15 protein-coding genes are annotated in these 18,489 nt (G+C 71.2%); 13 read left to right on the top strand and 2 right to left on the bottom strand.

The genetic code is table 11. The features are described 5' to 3' along the window. The first annotated feature begins 51 nt into the window (after positions 1-51). From ITJ68_RS13510 to ITJ68_RS13460, 11 genes are all read left to right on the top strand, one after another. Positions 52-558: a hypothetical protein gene (locus ITJ68_RS13510; protein WP_194661764.1), complete on the top strand. Its 507-nt coding sequence runs from the start codon at positions 52-54 to the stop codon at positions 556-558. A 36-nt stretch (positions 559-594) separates the two neighbouring features. Next, positions 595-1,599, top strand: coding sequence for a LacI family DNA-binding transcriptional regulator (locus ITJ68_RS13505; protein ID WP_194661763.1), 1,005 nt, complete (start codon positions 595-597; stop codon positions 1,597-1,599). A gap of 73 nt (positions 1,600-1,672) precedes the next feature. After that, a complete protein-coding gene (locus tag ITJ68_RS13500) occupies positions 1,673-2,773 on the top strand; it encodes a LacI family DNA-binding transcriptional regulator (RefSeq protein WP_194661762.1) in 1,101 nt (366 codons plus the stop codon). Between the two features lie 388 nt (positions 2,774-3,161). Beyond that, positions 3,162-4,484, top strand: a complete 1,323-nt coding sequence (locus tag ITJ68_RS13495; RefSeq protein ID WP_194661761.1) for an ABC transporter substrate-binding protein — start codon at positions 3,162-3,164, stop codon at positions 4,482-4,484. Between the two features lie 79 nt (positions 4,485-4,563). Continuing rightward, entirely contained in the window at positions 4,564-5,418 is an 855-nt protein-coding gene (locus ITJ68_RS13490) for a carbohydrate ABC transporter permease (RefSeq protein WP_194661859.1), read from the top strand. Next, positions 5,415-6,293 (top strand): carbohydrate ABC transporter permease, encoded by an 879-nt coding sequence (locus ITJ68_RS13485; RefSeq protein WP_194661760.1) that lies wholly within the window; start codon positions 5,415-5,417, stop codon positions 6,291-6,293. Before ITJ68_RS13490 ends, ITJ68_RS13485 begins: the two co-directional genes overlap by 4 nt. A 128-nt stretch (positions 6,294-6,421) precedes the next feature. Then, complete coding sequence (locus ITJ68_RS13480) at positions 6,422-8,719, top strand: family 78 glycoside hydrolase catalytic domain (RefSeq protein ID WP_194661759.1); 2,298 nt, start codon at positions 6,422-6,424, stop codon at positions 8,717-8,719. Positions 8,720-8,768: 49 nt separating this feature from the next. Beyond that, positions 8,769-9,941, top strand: coding sequence for an L-rhamnose isomerase (gene rhaI, locus ITJ68_RS13475; RefSeq protein WP_194661758.1), 1,173 nt, complete (start codon positions 8,769-8,771; stop codon positions 9,939-9,941). A gap of 4 nt (positions 9,942-9,945) precedes the next feature. Further along, a complete protein-coding gene (locus tag ITJ68_RS13470; RefSeq protein WP_194661757.1) occupies positions 9,946-12,033 on the top strand; it encodes a bifunctional aldolase/short-chain dehydrogenase in 2,088 nt (695 codons plus the stop codon). A gap of 1 nt (position 12,034) precedes the next feature. Further along, positions 12,035-13,528, top strand: a complete 1,494-nt coding sequence (locus tag ITJ68_RS13465) for a rhamnulokinase family protein (protein ID WP_323743323.1) — start codon at positions 12,035-12,037, stop codon at positions 13,526-13,528. Between the two features lie 86 nt (positions 13,529-13,614). After that, complete coding sequence (locus ITJ68_RS13460; protein WP_194661857.1) at positions 13,615-14,847, top strand: alpha-hydroxy acid oxidase; 1,233 nt, start codon at positions 13,615-13,617, stop codon at positions 14,845-14,847. Between the two features lie 140 nt (positions 14,848-14,987). Here ITJ68_RS13460 and ITJ68_RS13455 read toward each other — a convergent pair whose 3' ends face one another. Continuing rightward, positions 14,988-15,593: a hypothetical protein gene (locus ITJ68_RS13455; RefSeq protein WP_194661755.1), complete on the bottom strand. Its 606-nt coding sequence runs from the start codon at positions 15,591-15,593 to the stop codon at positions 14,988-14,990. Further along, entirely contained in the window at positions 15,593-16,207 is a 615-nt protein-coding gene (locus ITJ68_RS13450; protein ID WP_194661754.1) for a hypothetical protein, read from the bottom strand. The genes ITJ68_RS13455 and ITJ68_RS13450 overlap by 1 nt, the downstream gene beginning before the upstream one ends. A 109-nt stretch (positions 16,208-16,316) precedes the next feature. Between ITJ68_RS13450 and ITJ68_RS13445 the strand changes: the two genes are divergently transcribed. Next, positions 16,317-17,249 carry an ABC transporter ATP-binding protein gene (locus ITJ68_RS13445; RefSeq protein WP_194661753.1) on the top strand — a complete coding sequence of 311 codons (933 nt, stop codon included), beginning with the start codon at positions 16,317-16,319 and terminating at the stop codon, positions 17,247-17,249. Further along, complete coding sequence (locus ITJ68_RS13440) at positions 17,246-18,457, top strand: ABC transporter permease (RefSeq protein WP_194661752.1); 1,212 nt, start codon at positions 17,246-17,248, stop codon at positions 18,455-18,457. The genes ITJ68_RS13445 and ITJ68_RS13440 overlap by 4 nt, the downstream gene beginning before the upstream one ends. Positions 18,458-18,489 lie beyond the last annotated feature (32 nt).

The following is an 18,489-nucleotide window of genomic DNA, read 5'->3' as shown; positions in this document are numbered from 1 at the left end:
GCGGGTGAGGACCGCATTCCACCGGTCGCATGTCGGTTCGAGGATGGTCTCATGACCACGAACGCATCCTCCGCCACCACCCGTTCCGAGCGCTCCGCCCTGACCTCCGGGCTCGCCGTCCTCGGGATGGGCCTCATCGTCGCCACCCTCACCGGGTGCAGCCTGCTGGAGCCGTACCAGAAGGAACAGCAGCAGCACTACGACACGTACTCCGACGCCCCGTCGAAGGCGGACTCGGAGGACCTCGCCTGGTTCATGCCGGCCTGGGTCCCCGAGGACGCGACGGACATCGACGTCCGGCTCGACACCGAGGAGCCCGGGTACGTCATCGCCTTCGACTCCGCCTCGGGCGTCGACACCGCGGCCTGCACGCCCCTCGACGGGCCCCACGGCGGCCCCGCGATGTCCGCCGGGTTCCTGCCCGACAGCCTGCCCACGACCGGGCTGCTCACGTGCGGCGACGGCCGCGCCACCGCCGAGGTCGACGGCCGCTGGTACGGGTGGACCACGAAGGAGCCGGTCGCGGCCGACACGAACGACACCCTGCGGACCGACTGACGACCCGCTGGACCCGCCAACTGCCAGGATGACCGCATGACGGTGAGTGTTCGGGAGGTCGCAGCACTCGCCGGTGTGTCCCTCGGCACGGTGTCGAACGTGCTGAACCGTCCCGAGAAGGTCGCCCCCGGCACCGTCCTCCGGGTGCAGAACGCCATCGCCGAACTCGGCTTCGTGCGGAACGACTCCGCCCGACAGCTCCGCGCCGGGCGGAGCTCCACGGTCGGGCTCATCGTGCTCGACGGTGGCAACCCGTTCTTCACCGACGTCGCCCGCGGCGCCGAGGACGCCGCGCTGTCGAAGGGCCTCGCCGTCCTCATCGGCAACTCGGACGAGTCCACCGATCGCGAACGCACCTACGTCGACCTGTTCGAGGAACGCCGCGTCGCCGGGCTGCTCATCTCCCCCGCGGGCGACGACCTGTCCCGGCTCGCACGGCTCCGCGACCAGGGCACCGTCGTCGTGCTCGTCGACCGCCGGGCCGACGACGCGTCGTTCGCCTCCGTGTCCGTCGACGACGTCGCAGGCGGTCGGATCGCGGTCGAACACCTGCTCGCGATCGGTCGACGCCGGATCGCGTACGTCGGTGGCCCGTTCGGCATCCGGCAGGTCGTCGACCGGCACGCGGGAGCCCTCGCGGCGACCACCGCCGCGGGCGCGTCCCTCGAGGTGCTGCCGACGACGTCCCTGTCCGTGCTCGAGGGCCGCCGTGTCGGCGAGGAGCTCCAGCGCCGACCCGCGTCCGAGCGCCCCGACGCCGTCTTCGCGGCGAACGACCTGGTCGCCGTGGGGCTCGAGCAGGCCTTCGTCATGCGCGGCTCCGTCGCCGTGCCGGACGAGATCGCCATCGTCGGCTACGACGACATCGCGTTCGCCGAGGCCGCCGTCGTGCCCCTGACCTCGGTCCGGCAGCCGGCGCAGGACCTGGGCCGCCGGGCGATCGAGCTGCTGGTGCGGCAGGTCGACCAGGGGCAGGACGTCGAGCTCGAACAGGTCGAGTTCACGCCGGAGCTCGTCGTGCGGCAGTCCACCGTCCGCTGACCGGCTGCACCCGCGCCGCCGGCCTGCGCCCGAGCCGCCGGTCTGTGCTGCGCGCTCCGTCTACGATCGTGGGATGGCCCAGTCCCCGCGTCGTGACGGGCCACCGAGCGTCCACCACGTCGCCGCTCGAGCCGGGGTCTCGCTCGCCACGGTCTCCAACGTGCTGAACCACCCGGAGCGCGTCCGACCAGCCACCGCCGAGCGGGTCCAGACCGCGATCGCCGAGCTCGGGTACACGCCGAACCGCAACGCCCGGGCCCTCGTCGCCGGCAGCAGCCGCGCGATCGGCCTCGTCGTCATGTCGCTCCGCAACTCCCTGTTCAGCGACATGGTCAGCGGTGCCCAGCTCGCCGCCCGCGCGCAGGACCGCACCCTGCTCATCACGAGCAGCGAGGACGACCTCCGCGCCCAGGGCGACCACCTCGCGTCGCTCGAGAGCTCCCGCGTCTCGGGGATCCTGCTCGCCACGATGACCGAGTCCCGGGACCAGGTCGAACTCACCCGCCGCCACGGCCGGCCCGTCGTCTACGTCAACTACGAGCCGTCCGAGGTCGACGCCTGCTCGGTCGTCGTGGACAACGAACAGGCGGGCTTCATCGCCACCGAGCACCTCATCGCCCAGGGGTGTCGACGCATCGGGTTCGTCAGCGCCCGGCTCGACCTGCAACCGGTGCACCGGCGTCGGGCCGGGGTCCTCCGCGCCGTCGCCGCCCACCCCGGGGTGGCCCTGGTCGACGTCGACGCCGGGGACATCGACCCGCCGGGCGGCACCGACGCCGGAGCCCGGATCGCGCGGATGCCCGCCGACGAACGGCCCGACGGGGTCCTCGGGGTGACCGACCTGCTCGCCATGGCGGTCGTGACGGAGCTCCGAGCCGCGGGCATCCGGGTCCCCGAGGACATCCCGGTGTCCGGGTGCGACCACAACTCGATCGCCTGGGGTGGTGCGGTACCGCTCACCTCGGTGACGATGCACGGGGCCGAGATGGGGGCAGCGGCCGTGGAGCTGCTCCTCGCCGAGCTCACCGACGCACCCGACACGCACGTGCACCGGACCGTGGTGATCGGCAGCGAGCTGGTCCCCCGCGAGAGCACCATCGGACGCTCGGCTGCGGCGGCGGCTGCCCGGGCGGCGGCCTGCGCCCCGAGCGACCTGCGGCGCACGGAGCCCTGACCGCGGCTTCCCGGCGGGGTCCCGTGCGCGTTCCTTCCCATGGCGCCCGCGATGGGAAGCGGTGCGCCGTGCCCGATCCGAGCGTTCCTTCCCACATCCCTCGCGATGGGAAGCGGTTCCGCGCGTTGGTGGTGGGAACGAACGACTCGCTCAGCACGATCCGACCTCCGACGCGGGATCCGACCCACCACGCGTGGTTCGACCAGCCGCAACACCCACACCACCACCACCACCACCGATCTCCCTCGACCGATTGACACGCTTCAATCCTCGTGGTTCCATTCCGATTGAAACGTTCTAACAGCACCAGCCAGGCACCGCGACGATGCGGTGTCGGGTCCGTTCCACCCGGGTGTCCCACCATCCGGGCCCTTACGAGGAGGTAAGGATGTCAGCTCGTTCCCTGACCACCCGGCTGCTCGCCATCGGCGGCGCCACGGTCCTCATCGGCGGTCTCGCCGGCTGTTCGTCCGGCGGCTCGGCCGACACCGGCGGCGGCGGCGACGTCGAGATCACCTACCAGGCGGACAACTCCCCGGCGACCGCCGCCACCGCGAAGCCGCTCATCGCCGCGTTCGAGAAGGCGAACCCGGGCGTCACCGTCAAGTTCGACACCCGACCGCAGGGCACCGAGGGCGACAACCTCGTGAAGACCCAGCTGTCGACGGGCGAGATGGCCGACGTCTTCAACTACAACTCCGGGTCGCTGATGCAGGCGCTCAACCCGGACAACACCCTCGTGGACCTGTCCGACCAGAGCTGGACGAAGGACGTCGACGAGCAGTTCACGAAGGTCGTCAGCACGGACAAGGGCGTGTACGGCGCCCCGATCGGCACCAGCTTCGGCGGCGCGGTCATGTACAACAAGAAGGTCTACGCCGACCTCGGGCTGAAGGTCCCCACCACGTGGGACGAGTTCATCAGCAACAGCGAGGCGATCAAGGACGCCGGCACGGTCACCCCGGTCATCCAGACCTACGGCGACACCTGGACCAGCCAGCTGTTCGTGCTCGGCGACTTCGCCAACATCACGGCGCAGCAGGCCAACTGGGCGTCGAAGTACACCGCCAACAAGGAGTCCTACGCGAAGGACCCGGCCTTGGCGGGCTTCGACCACCTCGCCGAGGTCAAGGACAAGGGCCTGCTGAACCAGGACTTCGCCTCGGCCACCCAGGCGAACGGCCTGAAGATGCTCGCCGACGGCACCGGGGCGCAGTACCCGATGCTGACGAACGCGATCTCGACGCTGCAGCAGGACAGCCCTGACGCAGTCGACGACATCGGCGCCTTCGCCCTGCCGGCCGAGGACGCCGACGACACCACCCTGACGATCTGGGAGCCGAACGGCCTGTACATCCCGAAGACGACCGAGGGCGACAAGCTGGCGGCGGCGAAGAAGTTCATCGCCTTCGTCAACTCGTCGAAGGGCTGCGCGATCCAGAACGACACCGGGACGCCCGGTGGCCCGTACGTCATCTCGACGTGCACCCTGCCGGACGACGTGCCGCCGATGCTCGGTGACCTCCAGCAGTACATCGACGACAGCAAGGCCACGCCGGCCCTCGAGTTCCTCTCCCCCATCAAGGGCCCGAACCTCGAGAAGATCTGCGTGCAGGTCGGTTCCGGCATCTCGACCGCGGCCGTCGGCGCGAAGCAGTACGACCAGGACGTCGTGCAGCAGGCCCAGCAGCTCGGCATCAAGGGCTGGTGAGGACGTGACCGCGACGCTCACGACGGCGGTGGCCCCGCCGCAGACGACGAAGGCAGGACCGGGTCCGGCCCGCAGCAGGATGCGCTCGTTCTACCCCGCGTGGTTCTTCATCCCCGCGATCGCGCTGTACGTCGTGTTCTTCGCGGTCCCGACGTTCGCCGGTTTCTGGTTCGCCCTGACGCGCTGGACGCTGTTCGACCAGACCTTCATCGGCTTCGACAACTTCGTCCGGTTCTTCCAGGACCCGCAGCTCGTCTCCGGGTTCGTGCACACGTTCGAGTACGGCTTCGTGACGAGCGCGGCGAAGGTGGTCCTCGGACTCGCCCTCGCCCTGCTCCTCACGTCCCCGGTGCTCGGGCGCGGCTACCTCCGGGCGGTCGTCTTCTTCCCGGTGCTCGTGTCGACGATCGGCATCGGCATCACGTTCAAGGCCCTGCTCGACCCCTTCCACGGGATCGTCAACGGGATCCTCGGTTCGGTCGGCCTCCCCACGCCCGGGTGGCTGACCGACCCGGCCCTCGCCCTCTGGAGCGTCGCCGCGGTCGACGTGTGGAAGGGCGTCGGCATCGCGACGCTCATCTTCATCGCGGGCATCGTCGCGATCCCGCAGGAGTACTTCGAGGCCGCGCGCGTCGACGGTGCGAGCGCGTGGACCATCTTCAGGAACATCACCCTGCCGTTGTCCCGGCCGGCGATGGGCACCGTCATCATCCTGTCGCTCATCGGCGGCCTGCGGTCCTTCGACCTCATCTGGGCGATGACCGGCGGCGGCCCCGGCTTCACGAGCGACGTGATCGCGAGTGTGATCTACAAGCAGTACCAGGCGGGCTTCTACGGCCTGTCGACCGCCGGCAACGTCGTGCTCTTCGTCGTCGTCACCGCGATCATGGTGCCGGTCTCGTGGCTGCTGAACCGCAAGGAGCCGGAACTGTGAGCGCCGTCACCGCGTCCCGCCCGGCCACGCCAGCGCGCCGCCGCCACCCCGGCACCGTCCGTCGGTGGGTGATCGGCGTCGTCGCCATCGTGGTGTCGTTCGTCGTGTTCCTGGTGCCGTTCGTCTTCGTGCTGCTGCAGGCGGCGAAGTCCCCGGCCGAGGCGAACCAGCTCGGCTTCACCCTGCCGACCGACTGGCAGCTGTGGCAGAACCTGCGGGCGGTGTTCCAGAGCGGCGAGTCCGGCATCGTCCGGGCGTTCGTGAACAGCGCCGTGCTGACCGTCGGCAGCGTGCTCATCATGGTGGTCTTCTCCGCCATGGTCGGCTACGTGCTGCAGCGTCGTCCGGGCCGGTGGAACGGGCTGATCAACTTCTTCGTGCTCGCCGGGCTCATCGTCCCGCCCGCGATCGTCCCGACGATCTGGGTGCTGCAGGGGCTCAACCTGTTCAAGACGATGGGCGGCATGATCCTCATCGAGGCCACGTTCGGCCTGTCGTTCTGCATCCTGCTCTTCCGGGCGTTCGTCGCGACGATCCCGAAGGAGCTCGACGAGGCCGCCGTGCTCGACGGCACCGGTCCGATCCGCCTGTTCTTCGGGGTCGTCCTGCCGCTGCTCAAGCCGGTCATCATCACGGTCGTGCTCGTGCAGTCCGTCGCCGTGTTCAACGACTTCGCGAACCCGCTGTACTTCCTCCCCGGGTCCGAGAACGCCACGGTCCAGCAGACGCTCTACGCGTTCCAGAGCCAGTCCGTCAGCCAGTTGAACCTGCTGTTCACCGACGTGCTGCTCATCACGATCCCGCCGCTCGTCCTCTACGTCTTCTTCCAACGCCAGATCGTCGCCGGCATGACCAGCGGCGCCGTCAAGGGCTGACGCCCACCCCGGCCAGGAGGACCGCCCCGCCCCGCGCGGGTCGGCCCACCACCGCCAGCCACACGGACACACCGACCCACCGACCCCACGACGCGGCCGTCGACGACGACGACCGCCGGAAGGACACCATGACCACCTGGACCGCACCCTTCATCGCGGCCGACGACGACGCCGCCTTCGGCAGCGCGCCGATCCTTCGTCGGGAGTTCACCCTCGACGCGGGCCACGGCGCCGTGACCGCGGCGACCCTCGACGTCAGCGCCCTCGGCGTCGTCGAGGCCTGGCTCGGCGGCACCCGCGTCTCGGACCACCTGCTCGAACCCGGGTGGACGAGCTACGAGTGGCGCATCCGCGTCGTCTCGCACGACGTCACCGAGCACCTGACCACGACACGGGGCAGCGCCACCGTGCTCGCCCTGGTCCTCGGTCGCGGCTGGGCAGCCGGTCGGCTCGCCTGGGGTGGTGGTGGCGGCTGGTACACGGACGAGCGCGCCGGCTTCGCCGAACTGCACGTCACCTTCGCTGACGGCCACGAGCAGACCATCGCGACGGACACCGACTGGCAGGCGCTGCCGAGCCCGATCACGGACGACCAGCTCTACGACGGCCAGGACGTCGACGCCCGGGTCGACGACACCACGTGGAAGCACCCGGGGCAGCTCGAGCACGCGGCCAGCGTCCACACCGTGTCGATCGGCGACCGTGAGCTCGTCGCCGACACCGTGCCGCCCGTCCGGCCCCTCGCGGAGATCGCCCCGGTCGACGTCTGGACGAGCCCGTCCGGCGCCACGCTCGTCGACTTCGGCGTGAACCTGGTCGGCTGGGTCCGGGTCACGGCATCGGGCCCCGCCGGCACGGTCCTGACGCTCCGGCACGCCGAGGTGCTCGAGCACGACGAGCTCGGCACCCGCCCCCTGCGCACGGCGAAGGCGACGGACCACGTCACCCTGAGCGGCAGCGGCGCCGAGGCCCCCGACGTGTTCGAGCCCCGCTTCACCTTCCACGGGTTCCGGTACGCCGAGGTCGACGGGTGGCCGGGCTCGCTCGACGACCTCCGCACGGCCGTCACCGCCGTGCAGGTCGGCAGCGACCTGACCCGCACCGGCACGTTCACGTCGAGCCACGACCTGCTCAACACCTTCCACGAGAACGTCGTGCGGGGCATGCAGGGCAACTTCCTCAGCGTCCCGACGGACTGCCCGCAGCGCGACGAGCGACTCGGGTGGACGGGCGACATCGCCGCGTTCGCCCCGACGGCGTCGTACCTGTTCGACACCCGGGCGTTCCTCGGCGACTGGCTGCGGGACGTGTGGCTCGAGCAGCAGCACGCCGACGGGGTCATCCCGTTCGTCGTGCCGGACGTGCTCAAGTACTCCCCCGCCGAGGACTTCGGCGTCCCGGACGCCACCGCGATCTGGTCGGACGCCGGGGTCTGGGTGCCGTGGACGCTGTACCAGGCGTACGGCGACACCGCGGTGCTCGAGGAGCAGTTCGACTCGATGACCGCGCACCTCCGCCGGATCCGCGACCACCTCTCGCCGCAGGGGCTCTGGGACACGGTCTTCCAGTTCGGTGACTGGCTCGACCCCGACGCCCCGCCGGAGGACGCCGCGAAGGCGAAGGCCGACCCCGGCGTCGTCGCGACGGTCTGCGCGTTCCGGTCGGCGACCCTCGTCGCGGAGGCGGGCGCCCTGCTCCCCGGCCGCGAGGCGGAGGCGAACGAGGCCCGGGAGATGGCTGCGAGCCTCCAGGCCGCGTTCCGGGAGCACTACGTGACGGACGGCCGGATCAGGTCGGACTGCACCACGGTCTACGCGCTGGCGATCGTGTTCGGGATCCTCTCGGACGAGGACACCCGTGCGGCGGGCGACCGGCTCGCCGAGCTGGCGGCCGAGTCCGGGTACCGGATCTCGACGGGCTTCGCGGGGACGCCCTTCATCACGGACGCGCTGACGCAGACCGGGCACCTCGACGACGCGTACCGGCTGCTGCTGCAGACGGAGTGCCCGTCGTGGCTCTACCCGGTGACGATGGGCGCGACGACGGTGTGGGAGCGCTGGGACTCGATGCTGCCCGACGGCACGATCAACCCGGGCGAGATGACCTCGTTCAACCACTACGCACTCGGTGCCGTGGCGGACTGGATGCACCGGGTGGTCGGTGGCCTCGCGCCGCTGACGCCCGGGTACGAGACGGTGCTCGTCGCGCCGCAGCCCGGTGGTGGGCTGACGTGGGCGGAGACGACGCTCGACACCGTGCACGGGCACGTCGCCGTGCGGTGGGAGCTGGACGACGAGGCACTCCTGGTGCGGGTGACCGTGCCGGAGGGCGTCACCGCGGTGGTGCGTCTGCCCGGGCTCGAGGAGCAGCGCCTGACCGGCGGCACGCACGAGCTGCGGGCGCCGGCGGCGGTCCCGGTGCCCTGATGTCCCGGCCGCAGCAGCACGAACCACTCGCACACGAGGAAGTGACACGATGACATCCACCCCGAGCTTCGCCGGCATCGCCGACCAACTGACACGCCAGCAGATCGAACTGCCGTCATGGGCCTTCGGCAACTCCGGCACCCGCTTCAAGGTGTTCACCACGCCGGGCACCCCGCGGGACCCGTACGAGAAGATCGCCGACGCCGCCCAGGTGCACCGGTACACCGGGCTCGCCCCGACGGTCGCGCTGCACATCCCGTGGGACCTCGTCGACGACTTCGCCGACCTGCGCCGTCACGCCGAGGAGCACGGCGTGCGGCTCGGGACGATCAACTCGAACACGTTCCAGGACGACGACTACAAGTTCGGCGCGCTGACCCACACGGACGCCGTCGTCCGGCAGAAGGCCATCGACCACCACCTGCGCTGCATCGACGTGATGGACGCCACCGGCAGCCGCGACCTGAAGATCTGGCTCGCGGAGGGGTCGAACTACCCCGGCCAGGCCGACATGCGCGAACGCCAGGACCGCCTGCACGAGTCGCTCAGCACGATCTACGACCGGCTCGGCGACGACCAGCGCCTGGTGCTCGAGTACAAGTTCTTCGAGCCGGCGTTCTACCACACGGACGTGCCGGACTGGGGCACCAGCTACGTGCAGACGAGCGCCCTCGGCCCGAAGGCGATGGTCTGCCTCGACACCGGGCACCACGCCCCCGGCACGAACATCGAGTTCATCGTCATGCAGCTGCTGCGCCTCGGGAAGCTCGGGAGCTTCGACTTCAACTCGCGCTTCTACGCCGACGACGACCTGATCGTGGGCGCCGCCGACCCGTTCCAGCTCTTCCGCATCCTGGTCGAGGTCATCCGTGGCGGCGGGTACGACAACGCCGACGTCGCGTTCATGCTCGACCAGTGCCACAACGTCGAGGACAAGATCCCCGGCCAGATCCGGTCGGTGCTGAACGTGCAGGAGATGACGGCACGCGCGCTGCTCCTGGACCGCGTGGCCCTGACCGCGGCCCAGGAGGCCCACGACGTGCTCGGTGCGAACGAGGTCTTCATGGACGCGTTCCAGACCGACGTCCGGAAGGACCTGGCGGCCTGGCGCGAGTCGCGCGGCCTGCCGGCGAACCCGATGCGCGCCTACCTCGACTCCGGCTACCAGCAGTCCATCGCGACCGACCGCGTCGGTGGCGTCCAGGCCGGTTGGGGTGCGTAGGGACATGCCGATCAACGACCTGGAGGCACGGGTGGACCCCGCAGCGCACGGCACCGACGCAGACGCGACGGTCGCGGCACTCGTCGCGCGCTCGAACGCGCTCGGCTCCGACCCGCGCATCACCAACTACGCCGGCGGGAACACGTCGGCCACGGGCACCGACACCGACCCCGTCACGGGCGAGCCGGTGGACCTGCTCTGGGTCAAGGGCTCCGGGGGCGACCTCGGCACCCTCACCCCGGCGGGCCTCGCCGTGCTGCGACTCGACCGGGTCCGGGCGCTGCAGCACGTCTACCCGGGCGTCGAGCGCGAGGACGAGATGGTCGCCGCGTTCGACCACTGCCTGTTCGGGAAGGGCGGCGCAGCCCCGTCGATCGACACCGCGATGCACGCCCTCGTGCGCGCCCCGCACGTCGACCACCTGCACCCGGACGCCGGCATCGCGATCGCCACCGCGGCGGACGGCCCGGCCCTGACCGAGCGCATCTTCGGCGAGAAGGTCGTCTGGGTGCCGTGGCGTCGTCCGGGGTTCCAGCTCGGGCTCGACATCGCCGCCGTCGAGCGGGACCACCCCGAGGCGATCGGCACGGTCCTCGGCGGCCACGGCATCACGGCGTGGGGCGACACGAGCGACGAGGCCGAGGCGAACTCCCGCTGGATCATCGACACCGCCGAGCGGTACATCGCCGCGAACGGGCGACCCGAGCCGTTCGGCCCCGTGCGCCCCGGGTACCAGGCCCTGCCGACCGAGGAGCGCCGGGCACGTGCCGCTGCCCTCGCCCCGACGATCCGTGGCATCGCGGGGCACGAAAAGCCGGTCGTCGGGCACTTCACCGACACGGACGTCGTCCTCGACTTCCTGGCGTCGGCCAGGGCGGAGGAGCTCGCCGCCCTCGGCACGAGCTGCCCGGACCACTTCCTGCGCACGAAGGTGAAGCCGCTCGTCCTCGACCTGCCCGCGAGCGCGACGGTGGAGGACGCGATCGGGCGCCTGCACGAACTCCACGAGCAGTACCGCGCGGACTACCAGGCGTACTACGACCGACACGCTGACGAGGACTCCCCCGCCATCCGCGGCGCCGACCCGCTCATCGTGCTGGTGCCGGGAGTGGGGATGTTCTCCTACGGCAGGGACGCCCAGACCGCCCGGGTCGCCGGCGAGTTCTACACGAACGCCGTCAACGTGATGCGTGGCGCCGAGTCGCTGAGCACCTACGCCCCGATCGACGAGGCGGAGAAGTTCCGCATCGAGTACTGGGCGCTCGAGGAGGCCAAGCTCCAGCGGATGCCCGCCCCGAAGGTGCTCGCGACGCGCATCGCCCTGGTGACCGGGGCCGCGTCGGGCATCGGCAAGGCCATCGCGACGCGCCTGGCGGCCGACGGTGCCGCGGTCGTCATCGCGGACCTCGACCTCGGGAAGGCCCAGGCCGCCGCCGCCGAGATCGGCGACACGGACCGAGCGATCGGCATCGCCGCCGACGTCACGAGCGCCGCGGCCGTCGAGCGGGCGGTCCAGGAGACGCTGCTGCACTTCGGCGGCCTGGACCTCGTCGTGAACAACGCCGGGCTCTCGCTGTCCAAGAGCCTCCTCGAGACCACCGAACAGGACTGGGACCTGCAGCACGACGTCATGGCGAAGGGCTCGTTCCTGGTGTCGAAGGCGGCCGCCAAGGTGCTCATCGAACAGGGGCTCGGCGGCGACATCGTGTACATCTCGTCGAAGAACTCCGTGTTCGCGGGACCGAACAACATCGCGTACTCCGCCACGAAGGCCGACCAGGCGCACCAGGTCCGGCTCCTCGCGGCCGAACTCGGCCAACACGGGGTCCGCGTGAACGGCATCAACCCCGACGGGGTCGTCCGTGGCTCCGGCATCTTCGCGAGCGGCTGGGGCGCGAACCGTGCGGCGACGTACGGCATCGACGAGCAGGACCTCGGCGCGTTCTACGCGCAGCGCACGATCCTCAAGCGGGAGGTCGTGCCCGAGAACGTCGCGAACGCCGTCGCGGCGATCTGCACGTCGGACTTCTCGCACACCACCGGGCTGCACGTGCCCGTCGACGCCGGCGTGGCCGCCGCGTTCCTCCGGTGACGTGGTGACCACGGGCGGCAGCGTCGCGGCGGTGGACCTCGGCGCGACGAGCGGGCGGGTGGTGGTCGGGCACGTGGACGCTGACGGGGTCCGGATGGAGCAGGTCGCCCGGTTCCCGAACGGCCCCGTCACCCGCACCGAGGACGGCCGTGACTCGCTGCACTGGGACGTCGACGAGCTCGAGCGCCAGGTGCTCGACGGGCTCCGCGTCGCGTTCGGACGCCACCCGGGCGTCGCCAGCATCGGGATCGACTCGTGGGCGGTCGACTACGGCCTGCTCCGCGACGGACGGCTGCTCGGACCACCCGTGCACTACCGCGACGACCGGCACGAGCGCGGCGTCGGGATCGTGCACGACCGGATCGGCGCTGCCGAGCTCTACGCCAGGAACGGCCTGCAGCACCTGCCGTTCAACACGCTGTTCCAGCTCGCGGCCGACCCAGCGCGCGGCCGTGCCGACCGAGCGCTCCTGATCCCCGACCTGTTCGGCTCCCGGCTCACCGGGGTCGAGGCCGCCGAGCGCACCAACGCCTCGACGACCGGTCTGCTGAACGCGACCACGCGCGACTGGGACCCGACCCTGCTGGCCGCGGCGAGCCTCCCGTCCGGGTTCCTGGCCCCGCTCCGTGACCCGGGTGACCGGCTCGGCCCCCTGCTGCCGTCCGTGGCGGCCGCCGTCGGCACCGGGACCGGTCGACACGCTGCCCACGTCACGCTCGTCGGCTCGCACGACACCGCGAGCGCGGTCGTCGCGGTCCCCGCGACCGACGACGACGTGGCCTACATCTCCTCCGGCACGTGGTCGCTCGTCGGCGTCGAGCTCGACGCGCCGGTCCTCATGGAGGCGGCCCGGGCGGCGAACTGCACGAACGAGGGCGGCGTCGACGGCCGGGTCCGGTTCCTGAAGAACGTGTCCGGCCTGTGGCTGCTGTCCGAGAGCGTCCGGACCTGGGAGCGGGACGGCTCCACGATCGACCTGGAGGCCCTGCTCGCCGCCGCCGCGGCCGTCGCCACCCCGGTCCCCGTCTTCGACCCGGCGGATGCGTCGTTCACGCCGCCGGGCGACATGCCGGCGCGGATCGCCGCCTGGTGCGCCGACCACGGGCTCCGGGCTCCCGTGGGCCGTGCCGAGGTCGTCCGGTCGATCCTGGAGTCCCTCGCGGCGGCGTACGCCGACACCCTGCGGACGATCAGCGCGGTCACGGGGAAGGACGTCCGGCAGGTGCACGTCGTCGGCGGTGGCTCGCAGAACCGCCTGCTCTGCCAGCTGACGGCCGACCGGACGGGCCTGCCCGTCCTGGCCGGACCCGTGGAGGCCACGGCACTCGGCAACGTCCTGGTCCAGGCGCGGGCCGTCGGGCTCGCCGGCCTGGGCGGAGCGTCGCTCGAAGCACTCCGAGCGGTGGTCGCCCGGACCGTCGAACCCGTCCGGTACAGTCCGCGACCAGGGCACCCAGCACATCGACCCACCACGAGACAGAGGACGTCCGCATGACCTCGACCGACGACCAGCACCGCGTCGACCCCGCGACCGGGGCACCGGCAGCGACTCCGGGCACACCGTCGAGCGCGCGGACCCCGATGAAGCGGCAGCTGCCGACCATCCGCGACCTCGCGCCGCTCATGCAGTTCCGGAAGCCGGACCTCAACGCCCGCCGCCGCCGGCTCGAGAACGCCCTGACGATCTGGGACCTCCGGGCGATCGCGGAGCGGCGGACCCCGCGGGCCGCGTTCGACTACACGGAGGGCGCCGCCGAGGCCGAGATCTCCCTGGCACGAGCGCGGCAGGCGTTCGAGGACATCGAGTTCACGCCGGCGGTGCTGCGGGACGTGTCGACGGTGCGCACCGACTGGGACGTGCTCGGCGCTCCGGTGGCGTACCCGTTCGGCATCGCCCCCACCGGCTTCACGCGGATGATGCAGACCGAGGGCGAGCGCGCCGGTGCCCGGGCAGCCGGCCGCGCGGGCATCCCGTTCGCCCTGTCCACGATGGGCACCACCGCGATCGAGGACGTCCGCGACGCCAACCCCCACGGACGCAACTGGTTCCAGCTGTACATGTGGAAGGACCGCGAGAAGTCGATGGCGCTGGTGTCGCGCGCCGAGGCCGCCGGGTTCGACACGCTCCTCGTCACCGTCGACGTGCCCGTCGCGGGAGCGCGGCTCCGCGACAAGCGCAACGGGTTCTCGATCCCGCCGCAGCTCGGCGTGAAGACCATCGTCAACGCCATCCCGCGCCCGTGGTGGTGGTTCGACTTCCTGACGACCGAGCCGCTGGCGTTCGCCTCGCTCGACCGCTGGTCCGGCACCGTCGGGGAGCTCCTCGACCACATGTTCGACCCGACCGTCACCTACGAGGACCTCGCGTGGATCCGCACGCAGTGGAAGGGCAGGATCGTCGTGAAGGGCGTGCAGTCCCTGGCGGACGCCAAGCGCCTGGCCGCGATGGGCGTCGACGGCATCACCCTGTCGAACCACGGCGGACGCCAGCTCGACCGCGCGCCGGTCCCGTTCCACCTGCTGCCCGCCGTGGTCAAGGAGGTCGGCATGGACACCGAGGTGCACCTCGACACGGGCATCATGTCCGGCGCGGACATCGTCGCCGCCGTCGCGCTCGGCGCCCGGTACACGATGGTCGGTCGGGCGTACCTCTACGGCCTGATGGCCGGGGGCGAGGCCGGCGTCGACCGGATGATCCAGATCCTGTCCGAGCAGATCGAGCGGACCATGCGCCTGCTCGGCGTCGCGTCCCTGGAGGAGCTCGAGCCCGGGCACGTCACCCAGCTGCAGCGCCTGGCGCCGATCCCCCGCTGAGTCGGGTCGGGGCCAGCCCGGCCGGCAGCGGCTCCCGCGGGGGCCCTGGCGGGACGACGGCATTCAGATTCGGCGGTGACGGATCGGGTTCTCCACCCCCGAGGATCGCGAACCAGATCCGTCACCGGCCCGGGCGAGTCCTACGGGCGGGGTGCCTCGTCGCCGGGCAGGGTCCAGGCGGCGCCGGCTGCGGACTGCGGCGTCCCGGAGTCTCCTCGGACCCCTGGACGGTGACGGAGTTCGTCGAGGACGACAGGGATCGTGCGCAGTGCGCGACGCGTGGTGATGATCGTCCACACGAGGACCCCGACGGAGAACACGACCCCGCACCACCAGATCGCGTTCTGGGACAGGGCGAGCCCGACGCTGAGCACCGTCATGGTCCCGAAGACGACGGGACCGACCCACCGGTTGCGGCGGTGCTCACGGTTCCACTGCTCGAACGTCGTGATCCAGGGCTCCAACGGCACGTCGGCCGGGACCTCGCTCGAATTCAGGGCGCGTTGCATCCGTGCGAGTTCCGACGACCCCCCGGACCGACGCCGCGCACGCGCGATGTACATCCCGAAGAACACCGTCATGGCGCCCGCGTAGAACAGCGTGCCGATCAACCGCACCACGAGGGGTTGATCGGCCGGGAACACGACGTACCCGATCCCGAGCCACAGTGCTGCGAGCACGATGAAGAGGACCGGGAGCAGCACCGGCATGGGCAGGCTGCGGAACCGTTCGAGCGCGGCCGACATCAGCTGGCGTCGTCCGGTCGGGGTGCCTCGTCGCCGGGCAGGGTCCAGGCGGCGCCGGCGGTGGGCTGCGGCGTCCCGGGTGCCGAGCCCGCGGGGGCCGAGGTGATCGGCCGACGACGGAGTTCCTCGAGCGAGGCGTCCAGGTTCCGGAGGGCACGGCGGGTCTCCCAGCCGGAGTAGACGCAGAGCCCGGCGAACAGCACGAGGAACAGCCACCAGACCGGGCCCGCCGAGAGCGCCAGGGACACACACAGGGCGGCGAACAGCACGAACATGACCGGGACCACCCAGCGGTTGCGGCGGTACCGGACCCGGTAGCGCTCGAGCTCCGGGATCCACGTCGCGCTGTCGGCATCGGCCGGTACCTTGCCGGTGCGGATCGTGCGTTGCATCGCCGTCACGGCCTCGGCACCGCCGGCCTTGCGGCGGCGGACGGCGATCAGGATGCTGAACCCCGCGCTGAAGATGACCGCGTAGACCAACGTCCCGACCAGGCGTCCCGGCATCGTCTCCTCTGGGCTGGTCAGGAGTCCGATCAGGAAGTACAGCCCGCCGACCACGACGAACATGATCGGCAGCAGTGCCGGGAGCGGGAGACGCCGGATGCGGTCCATGTGAGGTCCTCTCATTCGAGGACGAGCTTGCCCGACCCGGGTCGGGGGTGCCTGGGAGGGTGGGCCACACACGGGGCCGGTAGGGTCAGCGGAGCGAGAAGGGGGCTCCATGGCCGGGGCGAGCATCAGCGTGCAGGACTTCGTGATGCGGTTCGGGGACCGTGCCGTGGTGGACGGTCTGTCGTTCGACGTCGCCCCCGGTGAGACCTTCGGGCTCCTCGGCAGCAACGGCTCCGGCAAGACGACGACGATCCGGGCGCTCCTCGGCATCACCGCGCCGACGTCGGGCACGTTGACGATCGACGGGCGCCCCTACCGTCCGGCCACCGGCGGGATCGGCTACCTGCCCGAGGAGCGTGGGCTCTACCGCAAGGAGTCCGTCCTCGACGTGATGACGTACTTCGCCGCGCTCCGCGGGATGCAGCGCCCGGCCGCGACCGCGTGGTCGATGGACTACCTGGCCCGTGTCGGCCTGGCGGACAAGGCCAAGCTCCGGGTCGACAAGCTCTCCGGCGGGCAGCAGCAGAAGGTCCAGCTCGGCATCACGATCATGGACCGTCCGCGCCTGCTCATCCTCGACGAGCCGACGAAGGGCCTCGACCCGGTGAACCGCCGGCTGCTCCTCGACCTGGTCGACGAGCGGAAGGCCGACGGCGCCACCGTCGTCCTGGTGACCCACCACATGGACGAGGTCGAGCGCCTGTGCGACCGGATCCTGCTGCTCAAGGACGGGGACGCGGCGGCCTACGGCACCATCTCCGAGGTGCAGGACGCCTTCGGCGGAGCGGTCGCCAAGGTGTCGCTGAGCGGACCGGTGCCCCGCTCCCCCCTCTACAAGCTCGCGCGGCACGAGGGCCACGTCGCCTACCTCGTCCCGTCGACGACCGCGGCGCCGGACGGGTCGGACATCCTCGCCGCGCTGGTCGGCGCCGGCGTGCACGTCAGCGGCTTCGAGATGCGCAAGATCCCCCTCGACGAGATCTTCGTCCAGGTCTACGGCCACGACGCCCTCGTCGACGAGACCGCCAGGAGCACACGATGAGCCGCATCGGCACCGTCATCCGGTTCGAGTTCACCCGCGCGGTCAAGAAGCCCGCGTTCTGGATCGGCACCCTCGCGCTGCCCCTGGTCGTCGTCCTCGTCTCGCTGCTGGTCGGCGTCGGGCAGGCCGCCGGCACCGACTCCGCGCTCTCGCGGGCCTCGGCGACGAAGACCCCGTTCCACTACGTCGACCGCTCGGGGCTCGTCTCCGAGTCCGTCGCCGCGCGCTGGGGCGGGACCCCGTCGGACGACGAGTCCGGGGACCGGGCGGACGTCGTCGCCGGGCGGCTCGAGGCCCTCGTCGTGTTCCCGGCGACGCCCTCGACCGAGTCGATCCGGGTCACCGCGACCGACCGCGGCCTGTTCGAGAACAACGCGTACGCGTCGCTGGCGCAGCGCGTCCTCGAGCAGAGCGTGGCCGCGGGCGTCGACGACCCCGAGGCCGTGGCGCTCCTCCGGTCACCGCCGAGCGCGGACGTCACGGCGTACGCCGACGGCCGGGTCGCGCCCGGGTGGCTGTCGATCGTGCCGCCGCTGCTCTACGTCGCCGCGTTCTTCGGGCTCGTGATCCTGCTCGCCGCCCGCATGGTGACGGTCGTCGTCGAGGAGAAGGAGAACCGGATCTCCGAGATGATCCTGACCACGGTGACCGCGGGCGACCTCATCCGCGGCAAGGTCGTGGCGATGCTGCTCGTCTGCCTGGTGCAGATCGGCGTCTTCATGGTGCCGGGACTGCTGTCGCTCGTGGTGGTGGTCCCCCTGCTGGCCGGTCGGGTCGGCCACGTGACGATCGACCCATGGCGGATGCTCGTCGGTGCGCTGCTGCTCGTCGGCGGAGTGCTGCTGGCCTCGGCGCTGTTCGTCGCCGTCGGCGCCGCGGTCCCCTCGATCAAGGACGCCTCCGCCCTGCAGTCCACGGCGATCTTCGCGCTGATCATCCCCGTGTACGCGGCGTTCTTCGTGATGACGAGCCCGACCAGCCCGGTCGTGGCGTTCTTCACGTACTTCCCCACGTTCACGCCGGTCACCGCGATGGTCCGGAACGCCGTCGGGGCGCTGTCCCCGCTGGAGTCCGTCGTCTGCATCGTCGAGGTCTTCGGCGTCGCGGTCCTGCTGCTCTGGTTCGCGCAGTACCTGTTCCGGCACTCCGTCGCCCAGTACGGCTCCAAGGTGACGCTGCGCCAGATCGCGTCCTGGCGACGTTCCTGACCCGTCACGGCACGGCCGTGCCGCGACCCGGT

Source organism: Curtobacterium sp. VKM Ac-1395, assembly GCF_015350975.1.
In the GTDB taxonomy this organism is placed as follows: Bacteria; Actinomycetota; Actinomycetes; order Actinomycetales; family Microbacteriaceae; genus Curtobacterium.
The sequence above is the reverse complement of the archived record's forward strand: the minus strand, read 5'-3'. Positions and strand labels throughout refer to the sequence as shown.

What these genes read in the sequence shown, in the direction of transcription:
- ITJ68_RS13510 (WP_194661764.1), top strand. Translation starts at nt 52, where the DNA reads ATGACCACGAACGCATCCTCCGCCACCACCCGTTCCGAGCGCTCCGCC.
- ITJ68_RS13505 (WP_194661763.1), top strand. Translation starts at nt 595, where the DNA reads ATGACGGTGAGTGTTCGGGAGGTCGCAGCACTCGCCGGTGTGTCCCTC.
- ITJ68_RS13500 (WP_194661762.1), top strand. Translation starts at nt 1,673, where the DNA reads ATGGCCCAGTCCCCGCGTCGTGACGGGCCACCGAGCGTCCACCACGTC.
- ITJ68_RS13495 (WP_194661761.1), top strand. Translation starts at nt 3,162, where the DNA reads ATGTCAGCTCGTTCCCTGACCACCCGGCTGCTCGCCATCGGCGGCGCC.
- ITJ68_RS13490 (WP_194661859.1), top strand. Translation starts at nt 4,564, where the DNA reads ATGCGCTCGTTCTACCCCGCGTGGTTCTTCATCCCCGCGATCGCGCTG.
- ITJ68_RS13480 (WP_194661759.1), top strand. Translation starts at nt 6,422, where the DNA reads ATGACCACCTGGACCGCACCCTTCATCGCGGCCGACGACGACGCCGCC.
- rhaI (WP_194661758.1), top strand. Translation starts at nt 8,769, where the DNA reads ATGACATCCACCCCGAGCTTCGCCGGCATCGCCGACCAACTGACACGC.
- ITJ68_RS13470 (WP_194661757.1), top strand. Translation starts at nt 9,946, where the DNA reads ATGCCGATCAACGACCTGGAGGCACGGGTGGACCCCGCAGCGCACGGC.
- ITJ68_RS13460 (WP_194661857.1), top strand. Translation starts at nt 13,615, where the DNA reads ATGAAGCGGCAGCTGCCGACCATCCGCGACCTCGCGCCGCTCATGCAG.
- ITJ68_RS13455 (WP_194661755.1), bottom strand. Translation starts at nt 15,593, where the DNA reads ATGTCGGCCGCGCTCGAACGGTTCCGCAGCCTGCCCATGCCGGTGCTG.
- ITJ68_RS13450 (WP_194661754.1), bottom strand. Translation starts at nt 16,207, where the DNA reads ATGGACCGCATCCGGCGTCTCCCGCTCCCGGCACTGCTGCCGATCATG.
- ITJ68_RS13445 (WP_194661753.1), top strand. Translation starts at nt 16,317, where the DNA reads ATGGCCGGGGCGAGCATCAGCGTGCAGGACTTCGTGATGCGGTTCGGG.
- ITJ68_RS13440 (WP_194661752.1), top strand. Translation starts at nt 17,246, where the DNA reads ATGAGCCGCATCGGCACCGTCATCCGGTTCGAGTTCACCCGCGCGGTC.